Source organism: Fibrisoma limi BUZ 3 (assembly GCF_000296815.2).
Lineage (GTDB): Bacteria > Bacteroidota > Bacteroidia > Cytophagales > Spirosomataceae > Fibrisoma > Fibrisoma limi.
Map to the genome: position 1 here is coordinate 1,180,296 of NZ_CAIT01000006.1, position 24,607 is coordinate 1,204,902.

Here is a 24,607-nt window from a genome sequence, read left to right on the forward strand (position 1 = left end):
CACCGTACTTCGACTGAAACACATACGGTCATGACAAAACTCTTTTGCCTTCTTCTGCTCAGCACCAGCTTATTACTACCCTCAATCAGCCGGGCGCAGTTTGGCCCACCACCCGGTGGCGGTCCTCCGGGCGGTTTTGGTGGCCAGGACGACCGACGGAAGAAAGAGTTTACCGGCCTGACCGACGACACCCCGAAAGGCAACGCTAAAATCGCCGGTCTGCTGACCGATTCGACCACCGGTAAGCCCGTCGAGTACGCCACCATCGCGCTACTCAATGCCCAGACCGGCAAACCCATCGACGGTACCACTACCGACGCCAAAGGGCGCTTTACGTTACCCAAACTGGCCCCCGGCACGTACCGACTTCAATATTCCTTCATCGGCTATACTACCCGGGAATCGCAGCCCATCAAACTGGACCGCAACACCGACCTTGCCCTTGGTACGGTTATTCTGGCGCCCGACGAACGTACTCTAAACGAGGTGAACGTAACGGGTCAGAAAGCCCTGATCGAGGAGAAAGTCGACCGGCTGGTGTTCAACGCCGACAAAGACCTGACCAGCAAAGGGGGCGATGCATCGGACGTATTGCGCCGGGTACCGCTGCTGTCCGTTGATCTGGATGGTAACGTCAGCCTGCGGGGCAGCAGCAACATCCGGGTGCTGATCAACAACAAACCGTCTACGATCGTAGCGGCCAGTGTGGCCGATGCGCTGAAGCAACTCCCCGCCGACATGATTAAAACGGTTGAAGTCATCACCAGCCCGTCGGCCAAATACGACGCGGAGGGTGCGGGTGGCATCATCAACATCGTTACGAAGAAAAACACGCTCCACGGCCTGACGCTCAACATCGACGCCGGGGCTGGTATCCGGGGCTCAAACCTGGGGCTGAACGGCTCCTATCGGCAAGGCAAGCTGGGAATCAGTCTGGGCGGATTCGGGCGGGCCATGTACAACCGCGCGTCGTCGAGTCTGGAGCAGACCACCCTGACCGGCGACCGCCCCACCCGAACTAGCCAGTCGGCAACTGCGTTCGATAAGCCGCTGTTCGGGCAGTACACGCTCGGCATCGACTACGACCTGGCCAAGAACCAGTCGCTGACGGCCAACATCCGCTACGGCACCCGCAACTTCGTGCAGGAGCAGCAGCAACGGACCAATACGTTCGTTGAGAACCAGTTGCTGAACACCACCAACCGGTTTGTCGACCGCCGGGACCTGTCGAATACCGTCGATGTCAACGTCGATTACATCCGGACCTTCCGACCGCAGCAGGAATGGACCATTTCGACCCAGTACAGCCGCACCAATCTGACCAATAACTTCTATGCCGATTTGCTGACCCGCACTGACAGCCTGATGGGACGGCAACGGAACGTAAACGGCAACGTAAACCAGGAAACGACGTTCCAGACGGATTACCAGACGCCCATCCGGCGCAATCAACTGCTGGAATTCGGGGCCAAAGCCATCATCCGCCAGGTCAGCAGTGAGTACCAGTACCTGGTCGCCAGCGGCTCGTCGGAGAGCTTTGTCACCGATCCCACCAATCCATCCGGCTCGCTGAACTACCAGCAGATGATTCAGGCGGGGTACGTGTCGTACACCTACGTAACGAAAAACAAGTACACGTTCAAAGTCGGCACCCGCTACGAACATACCGGCATTACCGCCCGGACCGGCGAGTCGACCACGAACCCAACAACGACGCTGGCGATTCCGGACTACAGCAACCTCGTGCCGAGTATCAACGTATCGAAATCCCTGAAAGGCAGTACAACGCTGAAAGCCGCGTACAACCGACGGATTCAGCGGCCGGGGCTGCAACAACTCAACCCGAACGTCAACGCGGCCAATCCGCAGAACATCACGGTAGGTAACCCCACGCTACGTCCCGAACTGACCGACAATGCCGAACTGGCCTTGAGCACAACCATCAGGAAACTCTACGTCAACGCGTCGGTTTTCGGGCGGCTGACCAACAACGCCATCTCGCAGGTGCGGCTCCCGTCGGATACGCTGGCCGGGGCCATCATCACAACCTTTCAGAACATCGGCGTGCAGCGGACCGTTGGCGGTAACGTCTTCTTCAACATCGGCATTACGGCCAAATGGAGCGTCAACGGCGGCCTGGATGGCTATTACATGTACCTTCAGGGTACAACACCCGGTGCCGATGGCCGATCTGTGACGATCAGCAACACGGGCGTGAGCATCGGCGGGCGGCTCATGACCCAACTGCAACTCAGCAAAGGCTGGAACGTACAGGGCTTCAGTTTCTTCCGAGGCCCGATGCCGCAGTTGCAGGGCCAGATGGGCAGCATGTACATGTACTCCGTGGGCGTTCGGAAGGACGTAGCGAACAAGCGCGGCAGCATCGGACTGGCGGCCGAAAATTTTGCTGGTCGGGGCGTTCAGATGCGGACTACGTTGCAGTCGCCCCAACTGGCGCAGGTCAGCATCATGCGGCTCTACAACCAGAACGTGAAAGTCACCTTCACGTACCGGATCGGCAAGATGAGCTTTGAGCCACCCCGCCGGAAAAAATCCGTCAACAACGACGACATCAAGAGCGGTGAAGACAGATAACGCCGGATCGTCGGCAGAAACCAACCGTTTTTCGCCAACGGCCCGGTTCCGCGCAACGAAGCCGGGCCGTCGTGCGTACCAATGAGTAGATACGGGGGAAGCCGTTAAAAAATCTAAAAAACGCGATTTGGGCGCCGAAAACCAACTATAACCCAACACCGGATGCGGCATGTGTACGTTAGTTTCTAAACCGAAGTCTGTTACGAGCCAACCAAATCGGACTATGAAAAGCACCCGCACATCCGTCGACAAAAGCCGCCCGGTTACCACCCTCCCTACGCTATCAACCCTGCACGTATCGAGCGAAACAAACTTTTACGAACGCCTGCAGCATGTCTGGCAGAACGTCGTAGCCCTCGAAGATCTGGGCGTCATCCAGAGCGAACCTGACAAGTTCATGTATGCCTACCGGTTTCTGGAAGCCGAGTTGCAGAAGGTTTGTCTGGAAAATGCCTGTTTGCAGGGTCTTATTGATATGCCCGCAGCCTGATCGTATTCCGTATGAAAATGTACCAGAACGACCACGTCGTCGTTGCCGTCGAATACCACGCCCATTTGCTGCAGCAGGTCTGGCAAGGCCTGCCCAGCAGCGAAAATTACCGGGAGGCCTCCCTCGTATCCCTGCAACTGGCCGAAAAACACCACCTCAGCCGATGGCTGATCGATCAGCAGCAGTTGCGGCAGTTCAACCCAATGGATTTGCAGTGGTTCACGCAACAGTGGCTTCCCGAAGCCATCTACCGCTTACCCGCCCGCGTCAGGATCGCCGTTGTACTGACTGATCTCAACCAGTTCAATAAGCTGGGCTCTGATCTGGTCCTGCGGGCGGCCTTCGACATGAACCCTGCAATCGCCAGTCGATATTTCCTCGATACGGCAAGCGCCCGGGCCTGGTTATCGACACCACATCCCTCGCCCTGATGTTCATCGACACATTGGTGCCGTAGCTCTGCACACTGCCGACTCCTGCAACGAACCGCCCCATTTACAACGTATTGTCAGTAAATAACCCCAAGCAAACGTATCAACTGACAACCAATCCGACTATCAGCTAACGTAGTCAATAAAACACGACCCCACATGGAGCGTAAGGAATTTTTAAAGCGCGGATTCAGCAGCCTGCTCGGCATTGCCGCTGTGTTACCGGCCATACAGGCCTGTAAGGAGACCACCGAAATCGACCCGACCAGCAGCACAGGGACAACCACCTCGACCGGTTCTACCAACGGCAGTTCGTCCAGCAACTGTACCGTAACGCCGTCGGAAACCGAAGGGCCATTTCCCACCAAAGTACCAGCCAACTTCGTCCGCAAGGACATCCGCGACGACCGCACGGGCATTCCAATGGCCATGAATATCACCATCAGGAACGCCAACGCCAGTTGCGCAGCCCTGGCAGGTGCCATTGTCGATGTCTGGCACTGCGACAAGGATGGGTACTATTCTGAATACGGCGGTACCGGCATGCAAAGCGCTAACTACACAAGCGTTGACTTCCTGCGCGGTCGCCAGACAACCGACGCGAACGGTCTTGTCGGCTTCACGACGATCTTCCCCGGCTGGTACTCGGGCCGGACCACGCACGTCCACGTACACATCTACAGCGCGTCGGGCAAGTCGCTGCTGGTCACCCAGATCGCCTTTCCCTACGATATCACCAATGCGGTCTACACTACGGGGCAGTCGTACGGCTACACGAAAGGCGCGCAGGACACCCGCAATGAGCGCGACAACGTGTTCAGCGACGGCTTCACCACCGAACTCGCTACGGTGTCGGGCAGCAACGCAGCCGGCTACACCCTGACGCACACAATCGTTGTCAGCGCCTGATCGGCGTTCGGGGTTTGTGGTTCGTCGTTTGTGGTTTTGGTGAGTTGCCAACCTGGCACTACTGAACCCCACCAAACGACGAACCACGAACCTCAACCAAAAACCCCATGTCCAAAGGTCTCATTTGCCTGTGCTACGCCAAAGTCATCGACGCAGCCGCCCAGTCGCCCTGGCATGAGGTCGTTACTGAGGAGACGAACCAGATGTTTCTTCGCGTAGGCAAGGCACTGTCAACTTCTTTCCTATCGCTAAAACGATCGCGCACTTGTTGCAAAAACTTCTGATATTTCTATCAGCCGAGGACGTTAAACACCATGTTCTGTGCTGATAACCATGGCTTCACGCTTTTTGCAACTGCTTTGCCTTTTTTTTACGGGTATTAATTGTTTGCGGGCTCAGTCTGATGTTACTCAAGCAATGGTTAGCCGGCAACTCGAACGAGCCGAGCAACTAACCTCCTCTCAGCCCGAACAAGCCTTGAAAGCCGCTCAAACCGCCCTGACGCTGGCTCGGAAAAATAACCTGACTTTATCCGAAGGCAAAGCCTATCAACGGCTGGCCCGCATCTACGCCGAACGGGACGACTATGTCAGTGCCTTAGGTGCGGCCAAAGCCGGGCTTTCGATTTTTCACAAGTTGGGCGAGCAGCGGGACGTTTGCCGGATGTACATCGCCGTGGGCATCATCAACCGCTACCTAAAACTGTATGACGCCAGTATTGAGGCAAATCTGCAAGCCCAAAAAATCGCGGAGGCACGGCAGGACACAGCCCTACTCGGGTCTATCTACGGCAACCTGGGGAACGTTTATTTCGATAAAAAAGACTACGACCGGTCCCTGCAATCGGGCCTGAAGGCCCTGAACATCCAGATGGCCCGGCGGGATACTCAGGCAATTGGCAATACGTTTCACAACCTGGCGCGAATTTACCGTATTCGCAGGGAGTTCGATAAATCGCTGAAATTCTACAATCAATCGCTGGCCATCGACCTGAAGAACGGCAATCAACTGAACATCGGCGGCTCCTATTTGGATTTGGCGCTGCTTTTCAGGGATATGGGCGATTTTGCGCAGGCACTGGCGTATTCACAACGGGCGCTGGATATCGCCAGACAAATCGGATCTAAAAGTGTTGAGCAGCAGGTCCTGGCCAACTTACCCTTGATTTACGGCGTACTGGGAAAACCCAGGGAAGCCTTAATTGTGCAGAAGCAGTATCAATACCTGACCGATAGTTTGCAGTCGGCGGAGTTGTCCCGGCAGATTGCGGATATGCAGGCCCGGTACCAGGCCGAGCAGAAAGACCGCGAATTAAGTCTGCAAAAACTGCGCCTGGAAGCTCAGCAGGCGTCACTAAGCCAGCAGCGTACACTGATAGCCGCCCTGATCGCCTTCGTGCTGCTGGGCGGACTGGTTGGCTATCTGTTGTTCAATCGGTATAAACTCCGGCAGCGCAACCTGAAGCTTTTGCTGGAAAACGAACAATTTCAGCTTGCCAAAAACTTACAGCTCCGAGAGGACATAGACGAAACGGTCAATTATTTCGCTACGTCGCTCTACGGTAAAAATACGGTGGATGAAATCCTGTGGGATGTGGCTAAAAACTGCATTGCCCGCCTGGGCTTTGTCGATTGCGTGATCTACCTGCTCAACGACGAACAGACGGCCCTGGTGCAGAAAGCGGCCTATGGCAACAAGAACCCAGAGGCCTATTCGATCCTTAACCCACTGGTGATTCCGCTCGGCGAAGGCATTGTGGGGAGCGTAGCCCGGACGGGCAAGCCCGAAATCATCACGGACACGACCCAGGACTCACGCTACATCGTGGACGACGAGATGCGCCACGCTGAATTGGCCGTACCGCTGCTGCTCCAGAACAAGGTGATCGGCGTTATTGACTCCGAACATCCCGACAAAGGCTTTTTCAGAGAGCATCATCTCGAAGCCCTGCAAACCATCGCGGCCATCTGTAGTAGCAAAATTGCCCAGGCGCTGGCCGACGAAGAGGCTGAAAAGGCCCGAATTCTGCAAATTGAAGCGGATTACATTAAAAAGCTGGACCGGGTCAAGTCGCAGTTCTTTGCCAACATCTCGCATGAGTTCCGCACCCCGCTTCAGCTCATTCTGGCACCGCTCCAGAAACGGGAAGCCATCAGCCCTGAAGAAGCCCATATGATGGAGCGCAACGCCAACCGGCTGCTTCGGCTGGTGAACCAACTGCTCGACCTGGCCAAGGCCGAAATGGGTATGCTTACCATGAACCCCCAACGGGGTTATCTGATTAGCTTCCTTCGGCAGACGGCGCAGTACTTCCAGCCAATGGCTGCGAGCAAGCAGCTCCAGTATCAGATTGACTTGCCAGATGCCGAATGGATGGTCGCTTTCGACCACGACAAACTCGAAAAAATTGTGTATAACCTGTTGTCCAATGCCATCAAGTTCACCCCGGCGGGCGGTCAGGTCACGGTACGGGTTGAGTTCGACAGCGAGGCCGGCCTTCAGATGATCGTCAGCGACACAGGCATCGGTATTCCGGAGTCGCTGCACAATCGCATATTCGACCGCTTCTATCAGATTGATCCCTCGCAAACGCGGGCCTTCGAAGGGAGTGGTCTGGGGCTGGCCCTGGCTAAGGAGTTGGTCGAGTTGCATAAAGGCTCGATTCATGTCAAAAGCCAGCACGGATCGGGCAGCACCTTTGAGGTCTGGCTACCGATAAAAGCGGATGCAACGCAGGAGGCCGACGGCTTGGACATGGTAGTGCCTGCCACTCTTGTCAGTCAGCCCCTCAGCGTAGCCGTAGCTACTCCTGACTCGTTGACGGAGGAGCAGGCTGACGGCAGTGGAGAAGACAGGCCTACACTCCTGCTGGTGGAAGATCACCCGGAACTAAACAATTACCTCCGCCAGCAACTCGCCGACCGCTTCCGGGTCGTGCAGGCCGTGCGGGGCGATGAAGGGCTGGAAGTTGCCCGCCGGGTGATTCCCGACCTGATCATCTCCGATGTGATGATGCCGGTGATGGACGGGTTTTCGATGACCCGCCACCTAAAAGAGGACGACTTAACCAGCCATATTCCGGTTATCCTGCTGACGGCCAAAGACGACATCGATTCCCGAAAAGAAGGCTTTGAAGGCGGGGCTGAGCAGTACCTGGCCAAGCCGTTTGCCCTGGACGAACTGATAGTCCGTATCAATAGTATGCTTACCCAGCGCGATCTGCTTCGCAAAAAGTACAGCCGGGAAGTGCTGCTGCAACCGACCGCGACGCCCATCCGCGACCGGGAAGCGGAATTCCTAGAGAAAGTCATGCGCATCATTGACGAACACATAGCCGACGAAGCGTTCAGCGTCGACCTGCTTCAGCGGGAAATGGGCATGAGCCGGATGCAGCTACACCGGAAATTGAAAGCACTTACCGACCAGTCGGCCTCCGATTTTATCCGCTACATTCGGCTACAACGGGCCGCCAATCTCCTGCAACAACCCGGCATCCAGATCGCCGAGGCCGCTTACCTGTCGGGTTTCAATCACCTTTCCTACTTCTCCAGATGTTTTAAAGAGCAGTTTGGAGTGCTACCTTCCGAATTTACGAGACAAAAAGATAAAAATCCTTCAGAAACCTATTCGTAAACCCCTGATTGTTAGGCATATAATTCCAAAATCAGTTAATGTTACACCAGTGCTATTTTCTGGGAACTACGTGTTAGCCCCTCGCCGGGTACCGACGATACCTTTGTTGCCGTAAGGTATCCGCCGAAACACCTGTAAACAGTAGGCAATTTTCTTCCCTCTTTTTTAATACAAATCAGTATGCAACAAGTAAAAGCAGCAACCGTCTTCGCGCTGCTCCTGATGACACTTTGCTCGTGCGAGAACAGCTTCATCGAGCGGCAGAACCAGACGACCCCGGCCGATAAGGTCATCGCGAATCCGCCTTCGGATGGCCCTGGAGGGGTCGTTACGAATCCAGGTGGGCAACCTTACCCGACGATTACCAAACAGACGTTCATTCCCGAGTACAGTCTATGGGCGCAAAAGAAAACGCTTACCTGGCGGATTGAATGGCCGAATTACCCGGTCGGTACCGATCCCAACACGATTCCAACGGTGTTTACGCTATCGAACGGGGCGCTTAACAGTTTTGACTTCCTCAACGGCCAACCGGCTTCCACGACGTACAAGACCCATTTCAACCTCTACCATAATGCTAAGTTAGAAAGGTCCAGTGACCTCTGGGACGAACTGACGCACTCGTTTGGACATGGCGATCAAATGGAATTTGTGTCGTTCAGCAGGTTCACGACTACGATCAAGGGACTTGAGAACATGGTGAAGAACCGGCCAGGATTGTTTGAGACCTATTGGACAGGCATTACAGAAGATTCTCCGGAGTACCAGCAGGGAGATATATTCCTCATCAAGGTGTCAAATGTAACGGACCCAACGACCCCAAGCCGCTACGGCGGTATCCGTATCGTCTCCATGATGCCCCGGATCATCGAGGTATATCTGGCCGTACCGAACGACTGATCCGGCCCGGTTGCAGCCCGTAGTTTATTTTTCTGTCTCACCGGGATATAGCTACTGTCCCAGGGTTGGGCAAGTCATATCCAATACGGTCTGATCGTCTCCCGCTACGTGTTGGCAATGGCTTTGTCGCCATAGGCTATTCACTGAATTACCCGTAAGAAATCGACATACCTCTTTTCTTCTTTTTTTCAACAAGTACTACTATGCAACAAGTAACAACAGTATCTGTCTTCGCTCTGCTTCTCGTGGCCCTTTGCGCGTGTGAAGAACAGGCAATCACCATTCAGGAGTCGCAAACCAAAGGAACCCGGGGATTTATGTCCCCCACGCGGGATGACAATGGGGGGCTTACGAACGGTCCGGGTGGGCACCCCTACCCAACGATTACCGAACAGACGTTCATTCCTGAAAACAGGAAGCATGCCTATCTCAAAACGCTTACCTGGCGGATTGAGTGGCCGAACTACCCGGTGGGTACCGACCCCAACGAGATTCCGACGGTGTTCACACTATCGAACGGGGCGCTCAACAGTTTTGATTTCCTGAATAGCCAACCGGCTTCCACGACGTATAAAACCAATTTCAGCCTGTATCACAACGACAAAATAGAAATGTCAAAAACGTTGTGGAGCGAACTGACTCATACGGCCGGAGCTGGTGATCAGATAGAAGCCGTCTGGTTCAACCAGGTTCATTTAATTGATCCAGTCGAGGTCCTTGAGGAGGCAGCAACAGAGCGACCCATACTGTTCGAAAGCTACTGGGCGTATAACCCCCAGGAGCCTCCCGTCTACCAGCAAGGTGATCTTTTCTTCTTTAAGCTGTGGGACCAGCATCGCTATGGCGCTATCCGCATCGTCTCCATGTCGCCCCGTATCATCGAGGTGTACTTAGCTGTACCGAATAGCTGAGTCGGCCCGGCCGCAATCTGTACGTCATCTTTCTAGTTCACCGGGGTATAGCCATTGTCCCTGGGTTGGGAAAGCTATACCCTACCTCTTCTAACTTTTTAACCAACAATTTTTCAAAGCCATGAACAAGTATTATTCACACTTTTTTGTAAAGGCCTGTCTTGTGTGCCTGCTGTTCAGCTCCAATCAACTGCTGGCCCAGCAATGGTCGGCGTCCGGTGGCAACGTCTATGTGATGCCCGGTGTGCGGGTGGGCATTGGAACCATTGCTCCTTCCCGCAGCCTGCACGTGACGGGCGAAGCGGACCAGTACATCCGCGTTTCATCGTACGGTGGTACCTTGCTCTCGAACCACGCGGCCGGCCTTGAATTGCAACGGATCATTCCGAGCGGTGGCCCAACCAGCAACTGGTCCATTGTCAATGAAGACCACCTCCGCTTCCGGCACAACGGCGAACTCCTGTTCCAGATGACCCCGTCGATGGCTCTGTTGGGCAAGAGCCTTAGTGAACCCACAGTGTTTACCGTATACGGAACCAACATCACCAGGGTAAGCAATACTATACAGAGCGGAGCATTACGCCTGTACTCGAAGGTGGGCGATAACCAGCACTTGCTAGCCTTGGACGGTAATCAGATTGAAAGCAGCGACCCGCTGTACATCAACAACGATTCGGAGCAGAACGTCCACCTCGCCAACGGCGGGGGTAAGGTGAAAGTCGGTACGACCGACAATGAAGCCCGGTTCAGCGTCGCGTCGGAGAGCGACATGCAGCTCAAGCTCATCAATCCGGGTAATGGCGGAGCCGCCTGGCGCATTGGCGTAGCCAATAGCGGCTGGGCTGCCGGTGACGGTAAATTAGTCTTCTCAAAAACAGCCAGTTCGGCTGACGCCACAATGGTTATCACGCCGGCCGGGAAAGTAGGTATCGGCCTGACAACACCCTCCGAAACGCTCCAGATCAACGGAACCACCTCGACTAAAGTTCTTAAAATCACCGGCGGAGCCGACTTTGCCGAGCATTTTGACATCGGCCCGGACAAAACGATTCTGCCGGGTACGGTGGTCAGCATCGACCCCGCCAAACCAGGGCAACTGCGGGTGGCCCGGCAAGCCTACGACAAAACCGTGGCCGGTATTGTGAGCGGAGCGGGCGACGTACAGCCGGGAATGCTGATGGGGCAGGCCGGAACCCTCGCCAGCGGGCAGCACCCGGTAGCGTTGACCGGCCGGGTGTATTGCCGGGTCGATGCCCAGTATGGAGCCATCCGGCCGGGCGACTTGCTCACGACCTCGCCCACGGCAGGCCATGCCATGAAAGCGTCAGACGGCGGGCAGGCGCAGGGGGCCATTCTCGGTAAAGCGATGACGGCACTGGATGCGGGTACAGGTTTAGTGCTGGTATTGGTGAGCCTTCAGTAAGGTACGTTAACCACACACGAAACATGAAACCAACCAATCTCCTGCTCATGGGGCTAATCTGCCTGTGGAGCGTGTCGGTGGTGGCTCAGAAACTGGTGCCGCATTCGTTCCACTATCAAAGTGATACGTCGGGCCGAGACCAACTCCGGTTTTTGACGCAGGTGACGCAACCCACTACAACGTTTCTGCGGTTGTATTTCGCCGGAACGCAATTGGGCGACAACAGCTACTTAGTGCTGGAAGGCACCGATGGTGCCCGGCAGGAACTCCGGAAGCCGGACCTCGAAAACTGGCGGTACAGTTCGGCTTACTTCAACGGCCAATCGGTGAACGTATCGCTGTTTGCCGCACCCGGCGACCGCAACACGATCAATATCAATGGTGTAAAGATAAGCGGTGAGTCAACCGACCGGAGCAGAAACGCCCGTCAGACCGCGCCCTTGGCTGCGGTGGCGCGGCAGATGGCAGCAACGTCTGTAACATCCCCATACGCCAAAGCGGTAGGCCGATTTACCAACGGTAGTGATTCATACGGCACGGGCTGGATTGCGCCGAACGGAGCCATCGTTACGTCCTGGCTTATGCACGGCTTGTATTTATCCCATGAAGATTCTTTCGACCTCATCGAATTCAATGTACCGCCCTCAGTTGGTACTACGGTTATGCACCCGTCGCCCCAGGACCAGTACCCCCTGCTAATTAGAACGGTGCCTCATCATGGACCTTTGTATTTTCAGAATGTACCGAATCATGTTTTAATATATGACGGTTGGATGATGTTTGATCCTCAACCCAACGGTACCGGCTTGCGGCCCGGTGAACGCCAACAAGAGTACTTCCGAATTGCCACCAACCCGCGCAATTCCACCATCTATGAACAAGGTGAAGGAAACATGCTGGTGGACATTTTCCATTACGGACACACCTCCGGCGACCAACTGGAAGGCAGCACTACGTACCGAACCTTGCGCCTGTCGCAAACACACCTGCTGCCCCAGTACGACTACCTCACGGCTTATAACAACGGCGACCGCGACCGGTTCGTGTTGTACAGTCTACCCACTTGGGGCGGTAGCGATATGGGTGCGCCCATAACCTTTGCGGGCACGAACGTAGCCATTGGCGTACATAACGGTAGTAATGAGTACAACCTGGGGCATGGCCGGGGTTTCCGGGACAACGGCTTGCGGAACGAGTTGAACGACTATTTCTTCTCCAACTCCGTGTATGTCGATTTCGATGGGCCACCCAGCGGGGCCACCGGCGAAATCCACAAGCCTTACCTTACGGCGAACCAGGCGGCCAGCAGTGCCCCCAGCGGTGCGCAGGTGTACTTCGTTCGCGGTACGTACCCCGGTTCTGCCACCTTCAACCGACCCATGACCCTGCGGGCAGCGGTCGGCACCGTCAGTATCGGAGCCAGCCCGGTGGGCGCGCGGCAGGCGGCCGGGCCAACCATCCCTCCACACTGGCTGGAGGGAGCGCCGTCATTCGACCGAGAATCGGCGGAAGACCACCGGGTACGGGCATATCCCAACCCGTTCCGGGACCAGACTGAGATAAAATGCGCGTTCGCAGAGGGAAGCCCCGTGTCGGTGGACATACTCAACACGGCGGGCGTATCCGTCGCTACGTTCACCCTGAATAATGTAAAATCTGGCCAGAACGGGGTGCAGTGGAACGGCACTGACCAAAACGGCAAACCAGTTCCTTCCGGGCTGTACGTCGTCAAAGTGAGCGACGGACGCCAGACATTTACCACCAAAGTGCTGAAGCAGTAAATAGGCGGGTTGCACCAAGACAAATAAACACTTTCACATCAAATACTAACTAAGTACAAAAATGAAAACAACGATAAAGCACGTATGGGTAGCAGTTAATCTGAGCTTTGCATTAGCAGGCGTAGCTCTCGCTCAGGCCCCGTCGAAAAAATTGGTAGGAAACAACGACAGAACGCGGATGGCCGTAGTCGAATTCACGCCCGGCCCGAAGGCATCGGGAATGTCGGCAGAGGCTAAGCGGCAGCTTCAGGCCAGCATCGCGTTCCGGCTGATGAAAACCAACCAGTTTGATATTTACGATGTACGGCATACCCGGGAGGCATCGCAGGCTGATCTGGAAGCCGTGAATGGGGCTTCAACGGCTGCTGCGGTGCGCGTCGGCAAGCAACTCAAGGTCAAGTACGTGTTGACGGGAACGGTCGATGAATACAACCCGAGTGGGTCGGCTACGCTCAAACCCCGGCTCGTAGAGGTTGCCACCGGCAAGGTCAAATACGCCGATGAGCTATCGCATCAGAGCACTAAAGAAATGCGCACTGGCGGTGATGTTGAAATGAAGACAAACGTGCTCCTGCCGATAACGCTAAGGCTGGCGGAAACGCTCGCAGCAGAGGAACTTTGATCCATCGTGTGCATTGGGTTCTGCTATGAATGTTTTCGCAGGGCTCTTATCCGGTTCTTATTTCCTGTGTCTGCTTACGTTGATCCGCAGGGGTCGTTCAGCCCCGCACCATACAGCCGACAGTCGAGTACGTGTCCAACAGGTGTGATGTATCACCCGACGTATGTAAGCAGGTGCGGCTACGTTCAATGACAGATAAAGCATATCTTGTAAAAACTTGTGTCGTTTAACGTTATTGCTTTGCAGGAACACAACGCGCCAGCTTGACGGCTACCCATGCAAAGCCAGGCTGGCGCACCGTACACTGGATGCGGTACCGACCGGGGAGACATAGCCGCCGGTTAGTACCGCATTCGGGTAAACGACGAAAAAATCTTCGCTATCAATGTATTAAGCTGGCATAAATGCAACTGGCTATTCCTGACGGCTTATTTTTATAGCTGGTTTTACCAAGCTTAACCACTATGCCGACGACAACCCAGGCGCAGATCTTTCTGGCCGCTCAGCGAGGCAGTTCCCGAACGGACGTTTCTCAGAGTTACCATTCGTTCAACCACGGTACGTACGTAGCGGAGGGCCGTGAGCCGTTCGGGCCGCTGCGGCTGCTTAACGACGATACGCTGCGGGCCGAAGCCAGCCTGACGTACCAGGTCAATCAGCCGACCGACGTACTATTACTGCCGGTACACGGGGCGATTGACCTTACCAATCCGCCCGGCGATGGTATATGGCCCGGACAACTCGTTACGTTGTCGCTGCCCACCGGCGGGTCGTATACCGTCCATAATCCTTACGAAACAGAAACGGTCAACTTCCTGCAATTCTGGCTTACCAATCCGGCCGCTCAGCAGGCCCCGGCAATCAAAGAAATCACGTTTGATCTGGCGACCCGGAATACCCTATTGCCCTTGTTTGACCAGACCCATCCACCAGCCAATGGCCGCTTGTTCCTTGGCCGCTACGAGGGCCGTGCGGAAGGTTTGTATTCTGTTGACGAGCCGGATCGCGGGGTGTTCGTGTTTATTCTACAAGGCGCTTTTGAAGTCGCCAATCGACTCATGCACGCGAAAGACGGCCTTGCCTTGTGGTGCGATCCCGGTACTGCAATTGACTTCGAGGCTTTGTCCAACGATGCGCTGCTGTGCCTGCTGGACGTGCCGCTAAACCACCAGGGCAGCCTGAGGCAGTAGCCAGGGCACAGGTAAAAATTCGCAGAAAAGAAAGCGTATCAGCCAACCTATTTCGAACCATAGCTGTCCATAGGATAGCAAAGTCCCGTAGGGTAGCCAATTGGCTGATCAAATAAGTAGACAACGTAGCGACGACTAGTTTAGAATTAGCATTAACTTAATGTGCCTCAACGGGTTTTACCTTCCCCACCCGTTCCGTATGATCGTAGTAATTGTTGATGAGAAAAGATTCGGTGTTGCTCTATGCCCAATTTCTACAAGTTTGTCATTGCGGTAGTTTTTGCTCTGGGTGTCCCCACCGTGGTCCTGGCTACGCATCAGGTTGGCGGCCAGATTGAGATGCGGGCGGTTGGCGACAAACCGGGGCATTTCTTTATCATCGTTACCAACTACCTGGAAGCTGGCACCCGGGCCGACCGCGAAGCCGGCGGTTCGCTCGGTATCTTTCGCAAACGCGATGATGCGCTGATGACTACGTTTGTGGTCCGCGAAACCGGTCAGCGCCAGTCCGTGGTTTACAGCAACACATTCTGCTCCAGTCAACGCAACCTGAACTTCATCGTCGTTACGTTCCAGGACGAACTTCAGCTCGATCCGGCTATGTACAGCGATCCGCAGGGCTATTACATTTCGTTCCAGACCCGCAACCGGAACGGTGGCCTGGCCAACATCGCCGACCCCACCGGTACCGGCTTTACCTTCTACCTGGAGTTTCCGGCCCTGTTGCAGAACGGCCAGCATTTCAGCAACTCATCCCCCCGTTTCGGCCCAATCAACGGCGAATACATCTGCGCCGGTGAACCCTTTACGTTTCCCTTCGGTGGCACCGACCCCGACGGCGACGAATTACGTTATTCCATGGTGACGCCCCTCGACCAGAAAGGCCCCAACCGTGGTGGTGGTCAGAATTCTGTATTGCCAGCCCCTTACCCCGACGTTAACTGGCTGAGTGGTTTCAGTGCAGACAAAGCGATCCCGGGCAATCCACCCCTGAGTGTCGATCCCAAAACCGGGCAGTTGTCAATTACAGCCACCCAGTTGGGCCTGTTCGTGTTTGCCGTTAAGGTGGAAGAATACCGCAATGGGGTTAAGATTGGCGAAGTACGGCGCGACTTCCAGTTTCTGGTAATCGACTGCCCGCCCACGACTACCCCGGACCCTACCGTCCAGATCAAGGACCGGCCGGGGCGCCGTGATACGACCATTTGCCAGGGCAACACTGCCACGCTTCTGGCCAAAATTGATACGAGCTGGAATTACCAGTGGCGTCGCGACGGCGTGAATCTACTCAACGCCACCAGCCCTTCGTTAACCGTACGTGAGCCAGGTGAATACACGGTGGTTGTTTCACCAAAGGCGGCCTGTAGCAAATCCAGTACGTCGGAAAGTCTGACGATCATCGTCGTCGGCAGTCAGGCGAAGCTGTCCACTGTGGGCCATTTATGCGCTACCACGGGAGCGGTTAAGATCACCGCTACGGGCGCTACGGGCGTTACCTACCAGTGGTATCAGGATGGTCGGCCGTTGCCAGGACAGACCACCGACTCACTGCTCACGACCAGAGCCGGCCGTTTCTGGTCTGTCCTGACTCACACGACCGTGGGCTGTGTGACGCGGACCGATACGGTTTCGCTGGTTCGGTCAGAGGCTGTGGTCGCGGCTATTCAGTCGGCAACGGGACAGGCCCGGCTTTGTCCGCAGGAAACCCTCCGGCTGACCGGTAGCGGTGGTACGCGCTATGCCTGGCAGCACGATGGCCAACCCGTACCTGATGTAACATCCGCCGACCTTGACATCAACCAAACGGGTACTTACGTCCTGGTTGCTACCGATGGGTATGGTTGCCAGGGCACCTCGTCGCCATTTACGGTAACACCGGTTCCGCCCGTTACGGTACTGTTCGATTCGCTGCCGGGGGTATGCGGCCCCGATGCCCCAGCTTATCTGCTGAAGGGAAGCCCGGCGGGTGGGGTGTTTACCGGAACGGGGGTTGACGGCAGCGAGTTTAGCCCGAAGCGGGCCGGTGTTGGCAACCATACACTCACCTACACCGTCAAAGCGGCACCAGAATGCAAGGGTACCGTTGCTACCCGAATGGCCGTGGTAGCGCCCATTCCTACCATCGACATGGCCGACTCCATGTCGACGTATAAAGGCAATACGTTCACCCTCGCACCGGCCGTAACGGGCAATCCTACCCAGTTTCAGTGGACGGCCGGCACGTATCTCGATAATGACCGGTCGGCTACACCCGCCGTGCAGCGTATCGGGGCCGACATTACCTACGTTCTTGATGTGCAGAACAACGTCGGCTGCGCGGCCCGGGACACCATCCACATTACGGTCTATTCGCAGCTTGGTATTCCCGATGCGTTTTCGCCCAACGGCGACGGCCTGAACGACGTCTGGCAATTACCCGGCATAGAAGCCTTTCCGGATGCTGTGATCACCATTTTCAACCGCTGGGGCGAGGTTATCTTTCTGTCCGACAAAGGCTATCCCCTGCCCTTCGACGGCACCCTGAACGGTTCACCACTCCCGGCCGGGATGTACACCTATACGCTCCGAACCGTGCCCGAGCGACCCGTGCAGCGGGGGAGTCTGATGCTGTTACGGTAATTGATGCAAGCTCTAACCCTGAAGGCGACGTAGCTCTGTTTGGGTAAGAAGCTCGTTGAGACTACGCCTGGTTGTATATCGTTACCCCCAACCCCTGAAGGGGCTTAGCGCTGCTGGGTCAAAAGCCTGAAATTGCGGAGCTAAGCCCCTTCAGGGGTTGGGGGTAATGACACACAAAAGCAATCCAGAGGTACGTCTTCAGGAAGAGGGATAAAAAAAGCGCGGGCCTTTCGACCCGCGCTGCTCCTTCAACTGTCTGATTTACGTACCTTATTGCACTTCCAGAATCTTAAACTCGGTTCGGCGGTTCTGCTGGTGTTCGTTTTCGGTACAGTTCACACCATCCACGCAACCATTCACAATTTCGCTTTCGCCATATCCCCGGGCTACCAGCCGGTTCGGCGTAATGCCCCGGCTCACGATGTAATCAAGCGCTGCACGGGCGCGGTTCTCCGACAGCCGGATGTTGTAGCCGTCGCTGGCCCGGGCGTCGGTATGCGACCGGATTTCAATTTTCATCTGCGGGTATTCCTTCAGTAAGCTTACCACACGATCCAGTTCACGGGCCGCATCGGGGCGGATAAAGAACTTGTTCAGATCGTAGTAGATGTTTTTGAGCTGGAACACGTCGCCCACCCCATAGATACCGAGCGAATCAGTAACCACTTTGTTGGTGGCCTTCTTGGGCTGCTTGCCGTACTTGGTCTTTTTGGTAGCGTACTGATCCTTCTGAGCCGTCAGCGTGTACGGTGCATTCGGTTTCATCGCAAACTCATAGCCACCATCCGGTCCGGTAACGACCGTCTGCTCCGATTTATCTTTCTCATTACGCAGGGTTACTTTCACCCCGGAAGCCGGTTTCTGGTTCACCTCCGTCTTCACCACGCCCTTTACGATGGTATTCTCCGAACGTTCCAGGTAGATTGATACGTTCATCACCGGCTTGCTCGACTGCGTCAGGGTTGAGAACCGTACGCTGTTCATGGCAAATCCTTCTTTTACGGCTTTGAATTCGTATTCGGCATTTGATTCCACGCAGAGTTCGGCACGGCCTTCAACATTGGTCAGCCGCAGGTCCTGGCTGGCGCCGTTGCGCAGGATACGCACGTCGGCATTTTCGAGCGGCATGTTCGTTTTGGCGTCATAGACCAGAATGTTCAGTTGCTTGCAGGTCCGCTTGAAGCTGTAGATATCGTCGTCTGTAATCCCCTTTTTCCGGTTACTGCTGAAGTAGCCCGTCGTGCGGCTGGCGTCGGTGATCAGGCCAAAGTCGTCTTTCTCGGAATTGATCGGCGCGCCTACGTTCTCAACGCCTTTATAGGCTACGCCGTCTTTCAGTTCAGCGTAGAAAATGTCCAGCCCCCCCAGTCCTTCGTGCCCATCCGACGCGAAATACAGGTTGCCGTTCTCGTCGACGTACGGGAACATCTCGTTGCCCTCCGTATTGATCTCCTTGCCCATGTTAACGGGCGTTCCCCACTGGCCGTTGTTGAATTCAACGACGTAGACATCCGTGCCGCCGTAGCCACCGGGCATATCCGATACGAAATACATACGGGTGTTATCGGGCGTGAAAGCCGGGTGACCAACCGAATACTCGGCACTGTTGAACGGCAGGTCCTGCACATCAGTCCACTTGCCGTTTTTGTTAACAGCCGAGTACAGTTTCAGTTTCCGCACCCCATCCTGGCTTTTGCCGGATTTCCCTTTGGCACCGTTGTTACGGGTGAATACGATAAAGCTCTGATCCTTGGTGAACGTAACGGGGCCCTCGTGGTATTTGGTATTCAGCGTCCGGCTGAATTTCTGCGCTTTCGTCAGGGGTTGCTGTTCTTCGGCAGCCGTTGTTTCTTCCATCGCCTGGATGGGCTTGGCTTCGGTGTTGCCGCCCCCCAGCATAGCCATGCTCGGCCGACGTTCAATGTTGGGAACCTTTAGCTGGTTCGTATCGGGGTGAAAATACAGGTCAAGAAAGGGCGTCTGGTTCCAGCTGAATACACGCCGGATTACGCCGGATTCATCGCGCGACGACACGAACACCAGGCCACCTTTATAGAACATGGGGCTGAAGTCGGCCTGCCGCGAGTTGATGGGGATGTTATGCACCCGGTACGACGACGAATCGCGGTAGAACCGGTTGACGTCCATGTACGACACGGTGAACTTACGCCCGCGCAGGTCTTCACTCTGCTGTTCGCCGTAGCGGCTGTACATCTTCTGCGAGTCGCGATACTTGCCGTTGGCGGCCAGCGCCTGCGCGTAATAGAGGTACATCTCACTTTCGAGGTCGTTGTAGTTTTTAACCAGTTCGCCGTACACGCGTTCGGCATTGCGGGTATCCTGCAGCTTCCGGTAGCTATACCCGAGTTTGGTCAGAGCCTCGCGGGTTTCGACCGGATCTTTCTTTTTATCCGTCCGCAGGAACTCTTCGTACATACGCACCGCGGTGACATAGCTGAAGTTGTCAAATTGCTTATTGGCCGCTCGCAACCGCGTACTCTGCGCCTGAGCAGTCAGGCTCCACAAGGCCAGTCCCGCAAACAGCAAGACCCGTACAATTCGGTTCATGGGTGAAAAAATTAGTGGTAAACTATGGGTTTACCCAGAATGTATCAAATAGAGTGCCAGAATTCTGGAAATATAATATTTCATATAAAATAGCCCCTTTAGCACCAACTTTATGTTAAAAATACAATTTTCCGACGTATGACGAGTAATCCATACAGCATTTGTCAATAAATCTCAGGGACACAGCGACGAAGTAAATATAGCTTCCCAGTAGGATTTGTTACCATCAGAGGCCGACTTAACGACAAATCCGGCAACCACACGATCTTTTTCTTAAAACAGGTTCTACTACGGGTCAACTGTCACTCATTGGCATTGTAACTAGTGCTGAATCAGGACGTTTCGATACGTCAAACCGATTTACGCACCTACGCTTATCTGGTCTAGCTCACTACTTTCATCAAACCATCTCCATCCCATGAAATACCTACTTTTTTCTTTGCTGCTTGGCTGCCTGCTCGCCGGGTGTGCCAGTTCAAAACTACCCGTAACCTTGGGTGATGTAAGAAAATCACCTACCTATGGGTACACGCCCATTGACCCTTTACCGGTTGACGTGCTGGGTCCGCAAGCCTTCACAGCCGTATCGAGCTTGAAGGTTCTGGAGGCCCTGCCCGACGAAACCGTCCGACTCGCCATCGGTCAGTTTGATAGCGAGGGCGGCCTGACGTTCGGCCCGGCCAAGATTGGCGTCAAAGGCGGTAGTTATGTCGTTGTGCTCGATTACATAAAGTTTGATACGAAGTCCTTCGGGGTTGAAGTAAAAACTACGCCGAATGAAAGCAATCCGAATCAGAAATCGGCTTATGTTACCAGCAAGCCCGATCCAGACCAGCGCGTTCCGGTGTACATTGGCGTTGGTCTGCGGTTAACGGCCAATATTACGGTCAATGAGGGCTCGGTTGATCTGGGCAATCTGCTGGCGTTGGGCGTGTCGGCTCAGGCCAAACAGATTTCTGGTACGCTGGTCATTCAAACGCTGGGAATCAGCGGGGAAGGCATCTCCGGCTCAATTCCTCTCCCAAGTGAAATCAATCAGACGTCGGTTCAGAACGCAATTCAGTCATTAGGTGCCATCCGGGCGGTTATGTACGCTGAGAAAACCCGGATTCGGCCCCGGGTGGTTGGAGTCTACAATAATTTGGGAGGTGGCCAGCAAACCGTCAACAGTTTTATTACCTCGCTACTCGAAAAACCCATTGCCCTGAAGCTGGAGTAACCACAACAGGTACTATTTGACAACACAACCCGCCCAGGCCCGATCATGAGATACCTCACACCACTGCCATTTCTGATGATTGGGCCTGGGTCGAGAGTTTACTGGCACTACTGCATACTTACCTGCACGATCCGTTTTGTTTCGGCCGTTACGCGAAAGCGATGATCAAGGCGACGGCCAATGACCCAGGCAATCTGATTGTCGGAGAGCAGGACGGCCGTGCGCTCCCGATCCGGACGGCTCACTTTCTGGTCGTTCAGCAGGTCGCTCACCAGCTTATGCCCGTTCAATCCCAGCGGCCGAAAGCGGTCTCCCTGCTGCCATGGCCGAATCGTTAACGGCCAGTGTAGCCGGTCGGCGTCAAAACAGACTGTAGCCGCATCCGTCGGCGGGCGGAAATCAGTCGGTTTTTCAAACCCGTTAAAGGTCAGCGAAAACCGTCCTTCCACATCCAATGGCTCATCAGGCAATCTGTCTAATGTCAGATAATAATCTGCTGATTCGCTTAGGGGGGTCAGCAGCAGGCCCTCACGTTCGTGGGTTATGCGGTGCGTTGCCGATTGAAAAACCTGTCCCGGCTGGTGACGCAACGCCTGCCACATTTGGGCGGTCTGATCGATCGAGAATCCGTATGGTTTCAACCACTCGGCTAATCGAAAAACCGGCTCGGTCAGGTTTTGCAGCGCATCGGACGCCAGTAAGACCCGGTCGTCGCTGATCCTGGCTACGTTCTGCCACGACCGCTCCAGTTCCTCCCGCATCAGTGTTTCAGCCGCCCGAAGTTTACCGATAGTCTGGGGCAGGGTTTTAAATAAGCTCGGATTCATGCTCATCAACACTGGAACAACGTGATGACGCAGTCGATTTCTGACGTATTTATCTTCTGCATTCGAACTATCCTCGCGCCACTGGAGTCCTTGTTCCTGCGCGTAGATTTCCAGTTCGTCACGTGTCGCAAACCAGAGCGGACGTATCAGGTTGTTCTGCCGGATGGCAATTCCGTGGAGTCCGGCCAGGCCAGTACCCCGCACGAGGTTCAGCAATAGAGTTTCGAGTACGTCGTTCTGATGATGAGCCGTCGCCACGCAGGCATATCCCTCTTGCTGAACCAGTTGCGCAAACCAGTCGTAGCGCAGATCACGGGCCACCATCTGGATTGAAATGCCTCGTTTGTGTGCTTCGGCTACCGTGTCAAAGTGGGTCAGATGAAACGGAACCCCGTACTGCTGGGCTTTGTTTTGTACAAAACGGGCATCGCCATCCGAATCGTCACCGCGCAGCCCGAAGTTGACGTGAGCTATGGCAATGGGTTGCCGGATCTGGTGAAACAAATGCGTCATCACCATCGAATCGAGCCCGCCACTGACCGCCAGCAGTACCCGATCCGCCGATCCGAACAATCGGTTTTCGTTAATAAATTCTAAAAAATCTCGCTCCAACATGGGGTGTCGGCCCGAAGCCGTAGTTTTGCAATCATGTATCGAACGTTGTTCCGCTTAGTGCTGTCCTTTTTTCTGCTCGGCTCGTTGCTCGGACCGGCCACCGCCCAGACCCAACCGGGTCGTTCGTCGGCGGGTGACCCCGGCGATAAAGTTGAGCTATTGCCGCCCGGTGCCGACAGCCTGGTTGTTCTGAACACACCCGGTCAGGTCATTCGCAAGCTGTACAACAACGTCCGGTTTCGGCACAAAGGCGTGCTAATGTACTGCAACCTCGCCATTCAGAACGTAACGACCAACGTGATTGAAGCCTACGGGAACGTCCGCATCATTCAGGGTGATACCATCAGCGTCCGGGGCGATACCATGTTTTACTACGGTAATGTGCGCCAGGCAAATCTCCGCGGACGCGTGGTCATGAAAGACCGTAAGATGACGCTGACGACCAACCGGCTCGACTACGACATGCAGGCGGGTATTGCCCATTACCCACCCGGAGCACCGGACCGTCCCGGACGGATCGTCGACAGTGAAAACGTGCTGACCAGCCGCGAAGGCTATTACGACACGCGTTCCAAGCTGTTTACGTTTAAGGATAATGTCAAACTGGTAAACCCAAAATATACGCTCACCGCCGACTCCCTGCTGTATAATTCGCTCAGCAAGATCGCTACGTTCCAGGGACCAACCCGCATTGTCAGTAAAGACGGCGTTCTGACGGCCGTAGAAGGACAATACAATACGGTGTCGCGCGTGTCGAATTTTCAGCGCCGGGCTACTGTCGAAACGCCAAAATACCGGCTCACCGGCGACTCGCTCTACTACGACAACATCACCGAACTTGGCGTTGCCCGGGGTAACGTGATTATGGTCGCCAAAGATAAGCAGGCTATTATTTTGGGAGACCATGTGCGCTACAACGGGAAAATCGGCATTTCGCGGGTAACCGGCCACGCCGTTGCCAAGAGTGTCAGCGGACAGGATACACTGTTCCTGCGCGCTGATACGTTGTTTTCATTCGACAACAAAGAAACCAATACGCGTCGGTTGCTGGCTCATAAAAATGTGTACGTGTTTAAATCGGACCTACAGAGCAAATGTGACTCGCTGATTTACAACACCGCCGACTCGACCATCTACTTTTATAAAAAGCCGATTGTCTGGAGCCAGAACAAGTACCAGATGGAGGCCGACTCCATGCGGGCGTTCCTCAAGAACAACCGCATCCATACGATGTACCTTCGGGCCAGGGCTTTTGTGATCTCGCTGGATACCCTCCAGAACTTTAACCAGATCAAAGGTCGGACCATCACGGCTTATTTCGTAACCAAACCCGTGGCCACTACGGCAGTAGGCCCCAAAGGCGAGCTGACAGCTTCGGCCCGGCCGATGCCGCCGGGTTCAACAACCACCGCACAGGAGCAAAAAACCGAGCTGGAACGGGTCATCGTTGAGGGCAACGGGCAAAGTATTTATTTCGCTCTGGACGACAAAAACAAACTCATTGGCATGAACCATGTGGAATGTAGTCGTATGAACCTGGAATTTGCCGAGAGCAAGGTCGACAAGATCCGGTTCTACGGACAACCCGACTCCAAGTTTGTGCCTCCCCACGAGATTGTGGGTGATGTAAAAGAACTGGACGGATTCCGATGGCGACAGGAAGAAAAACCGACAAAAGGCCAGGTATTGTGGTTGGAAACGCCCCCACCGGCGCAGCCAGTTAACAAAAATTCACCAAAAAAGAAGACCGGCATTAAACCTTTGGCTAAAAAGACGGTTCTAACGAGTGAAAAGTGAGTCATTTAACAATTTTTTAGATAAACGCCCGTTGACTTTGTCTTTTTCGATGAATAGGTTTGTAGTGACTAAGTGTG

The 24,607-nt window shown here is 54.9% G+C and carries 17 protein-coding genes; 15 read left to right on the forward strand and 2 right to left on the reverse strand.

The window, feature by feature from the left end; all coding sequences use genetic code 11:
• Positions 1-30 precede the first annotated feature (30 nt).
• The 13 genes from BN8_RS12885 (at position 31) to BN8_RS12940 (ending at position 17,504) form a co-directional block, all read left to right on the forward strand.
• On the forward strand, positions 31-2,595 hold the full coding sequence (locus BN8_RS12885; protein WP_009282320.1) for a TonB-dependent receptor: 2,565 nt from the start codon (positions 31-33) through the stop codon (positions 2,593-2,595).
• 223 nt (positions 2,596-2,818) lie between these two features.
• Entirely contained in the window at positions 2,819-3,085 is a 267-nt protein-coding gene (locus tag BN8_RS12890) for a hypothetical protein (protein WP_040005783.1), read from the forward strand.
• A gap of 11 nt (positions 3,086-3,096) precedes the next feature.
• The gene (locus tag BN8_RS12895) at positions 3,097-3,516 is read left to right on the forward strand and encodes a hypothetical protein (protein ID WP_009282322.1); all 420 of its coding nucleotides are present in this window, start codon (positions 3,097-3,099) and stop codon (positions 3,514-3,516) included.
• Positions 3,517-3,675: 159 nt separating this feature from the next.
• A complete protein-coding gene (locus BN8_RS12900) occupies positions 3,676-4,425 on the forward strand; it encodes a dioxygenase family protein (protein ID WP_009282323.1) in 750 nt (249 codons plus the stop codon).
• A 107-nt stretch (positions 4,426-4,532) separates the two neighbouring features.
• Entirely contained in the window at positions 4,533-4,709 is a 177-nt protein-coding gene (locus BN8_RS33275; RefSeq protein WP_192579047.1) for a hypothetical protein, read from the forward strand.
• Positions 4,710-4,842: 133 nt separating this feature from the next.
• Positions 4,843-8,058: an ATP-binding protein gene (locus tag BN8_RS12905; RefSeq protein ID WP_040005784.1), complete on the forward strand. Its 3,216-nt coding sequence runs from the start codon at positions 4,843-4,845 to the stop codon at positions 8,056-8,058.
• 180 nt (positions 8,059-8,238) lie between these two features.
• Complete coding sequence (locus tag BN8_RS12910) at positions 8,239-8,958, forward strand: hypothetical protein (protein ID WP_009282325.1); 720 nt, start codon at positions 8,239-8,241, stop codon at positions 8,956-8,958.
• Between the two features lie 203 nt (positions 8,959-9,161).
• Positions 9,162-9,869: a hypothetical protein gene (locus tag BN8_RS12915; protein WP_009282326.1), complete on the forward strand. Its 708-nt coding sequence runs from the start codon at positions 9,162-9,164 to the stop codon at positions 9,867-9,869.
• 121 nt (positions 9,870-9,990) lie between these two features.
• Positions 9,991-11,292, forward strand: coding sequence for a hypothetical protein (locus BN8_RS12920; protein ID WP_009282327.1), 1,302 nt, complete (start codon positions 9,991-9,993; stop codon positions 11,290-11,292).
• 23 nt (positions 11,293-11,315) lie between these two features.
• A complete protein-coding gene (locus BN8_RS12925) occupies positions 11,316-13,073 on the forward strand; it encodes a T9SS type A sorting domain-containing protein (RefSeq protein WP_009282328.1) in 1,758 nt (585 codons plus the stop codon).
• A 61-nt stretch (positions 13,074-13,134) separates the two neighbouring features.
• Positions 13,135-13,695, forward strand: a complete 561-nt coding sequence (locus tag BN8_RS12930; protein ID WP_009282329.1) for a hypothetical protein — start codon at positions 13,135-13,137, stop codon at positions 13,693-13,695.
• Between the two features lie 464 nt (positions 13,696-14,159).
• Positions 14,160-14,885, forward strand: a complete 726-nt coding sequence (locus tag BN8_RS12935; protein WP_009282330.1) for a pirin family protein — start codon at positions 14,160-14,162, stop codon at positions 14,883-14,885.
• A gap of 243 nt (positions 14,886-15,128) precedes the next feature.
• Positions 15,129-17,504, forward strand: a complete 2,376-nt coding sequence (locus BN8_RS12940) for a T9SS type B sorting domain-containing protein (RefSeq protein WP_009282331.1) — start codon at positions 15,129-15,131, stop codon at positions 17,502-17,504.
• Between the two features lie 270 nt (positions 17,505-17,774).
• Here BN8_RS12940 and BN8_RS12945 read toward each other — a convergent pair whose 3' ends face one another.
• Positions 17,775-20,072, reverse strand: coding sequence for an OmpA family protein (locus tag BN8_RS12945; RefSeq protein WP_009282332.1), 2,298 nt, complete (start codon positions 20,070-20,072; stop codon positions 17,775-17,777).
• 418 nt (positions 20,073-20,490) lie between these two features.
• Here BN8_RS12945 and BN8_RS12950 point away from each other — a divergent pair, with 418 nt between their 5' ends.
• Positions 20,491-21,291: a hypothetical protein gene (locus BN8_RS12950; RefSeq protein ID WP_009282333.1), complete on the forward strand. Its 801-nt coding sequence runs from the start codon at positions 20,491-20,493 to the stop codon at positions 21,289-21,291.
• A gap of 107 nt (positions 21,292-21,398) precedes the next feature.
• Here BN8_RS12950 and tilS read toward each other — a convergent pair whose 3' ends face one another.
• Positions 21,399-22,733, reverse strand: coding sequence for a tRNA lysidine(34) synthetase TilS (gene tilS / locus BN8_RS12955; protein ID WP_009282334.1), 1,335 nt, complete (start codon positions 22,731-22,733; stop codon positions 21,399-21,401).
• Positions 22,734-22,766: 33 nt separating this feature from the next.
• Here tilS and BN8_RS12960 point away from each other — a divergent pair, with 33 nt between their 5' ends.
• Positions 22,767-24,530, forward strand: a complete 1,764-nt coding sequence (locus BN8_RS12960) for an OstA-like protein (RefSeq protein ID WP_009282335.1) — start codon at positions 22,767-22,769, stop codon at positions 24,528-24,530.
• Positions 24,531-24,607: the final 77 nt, after the last annotated feature.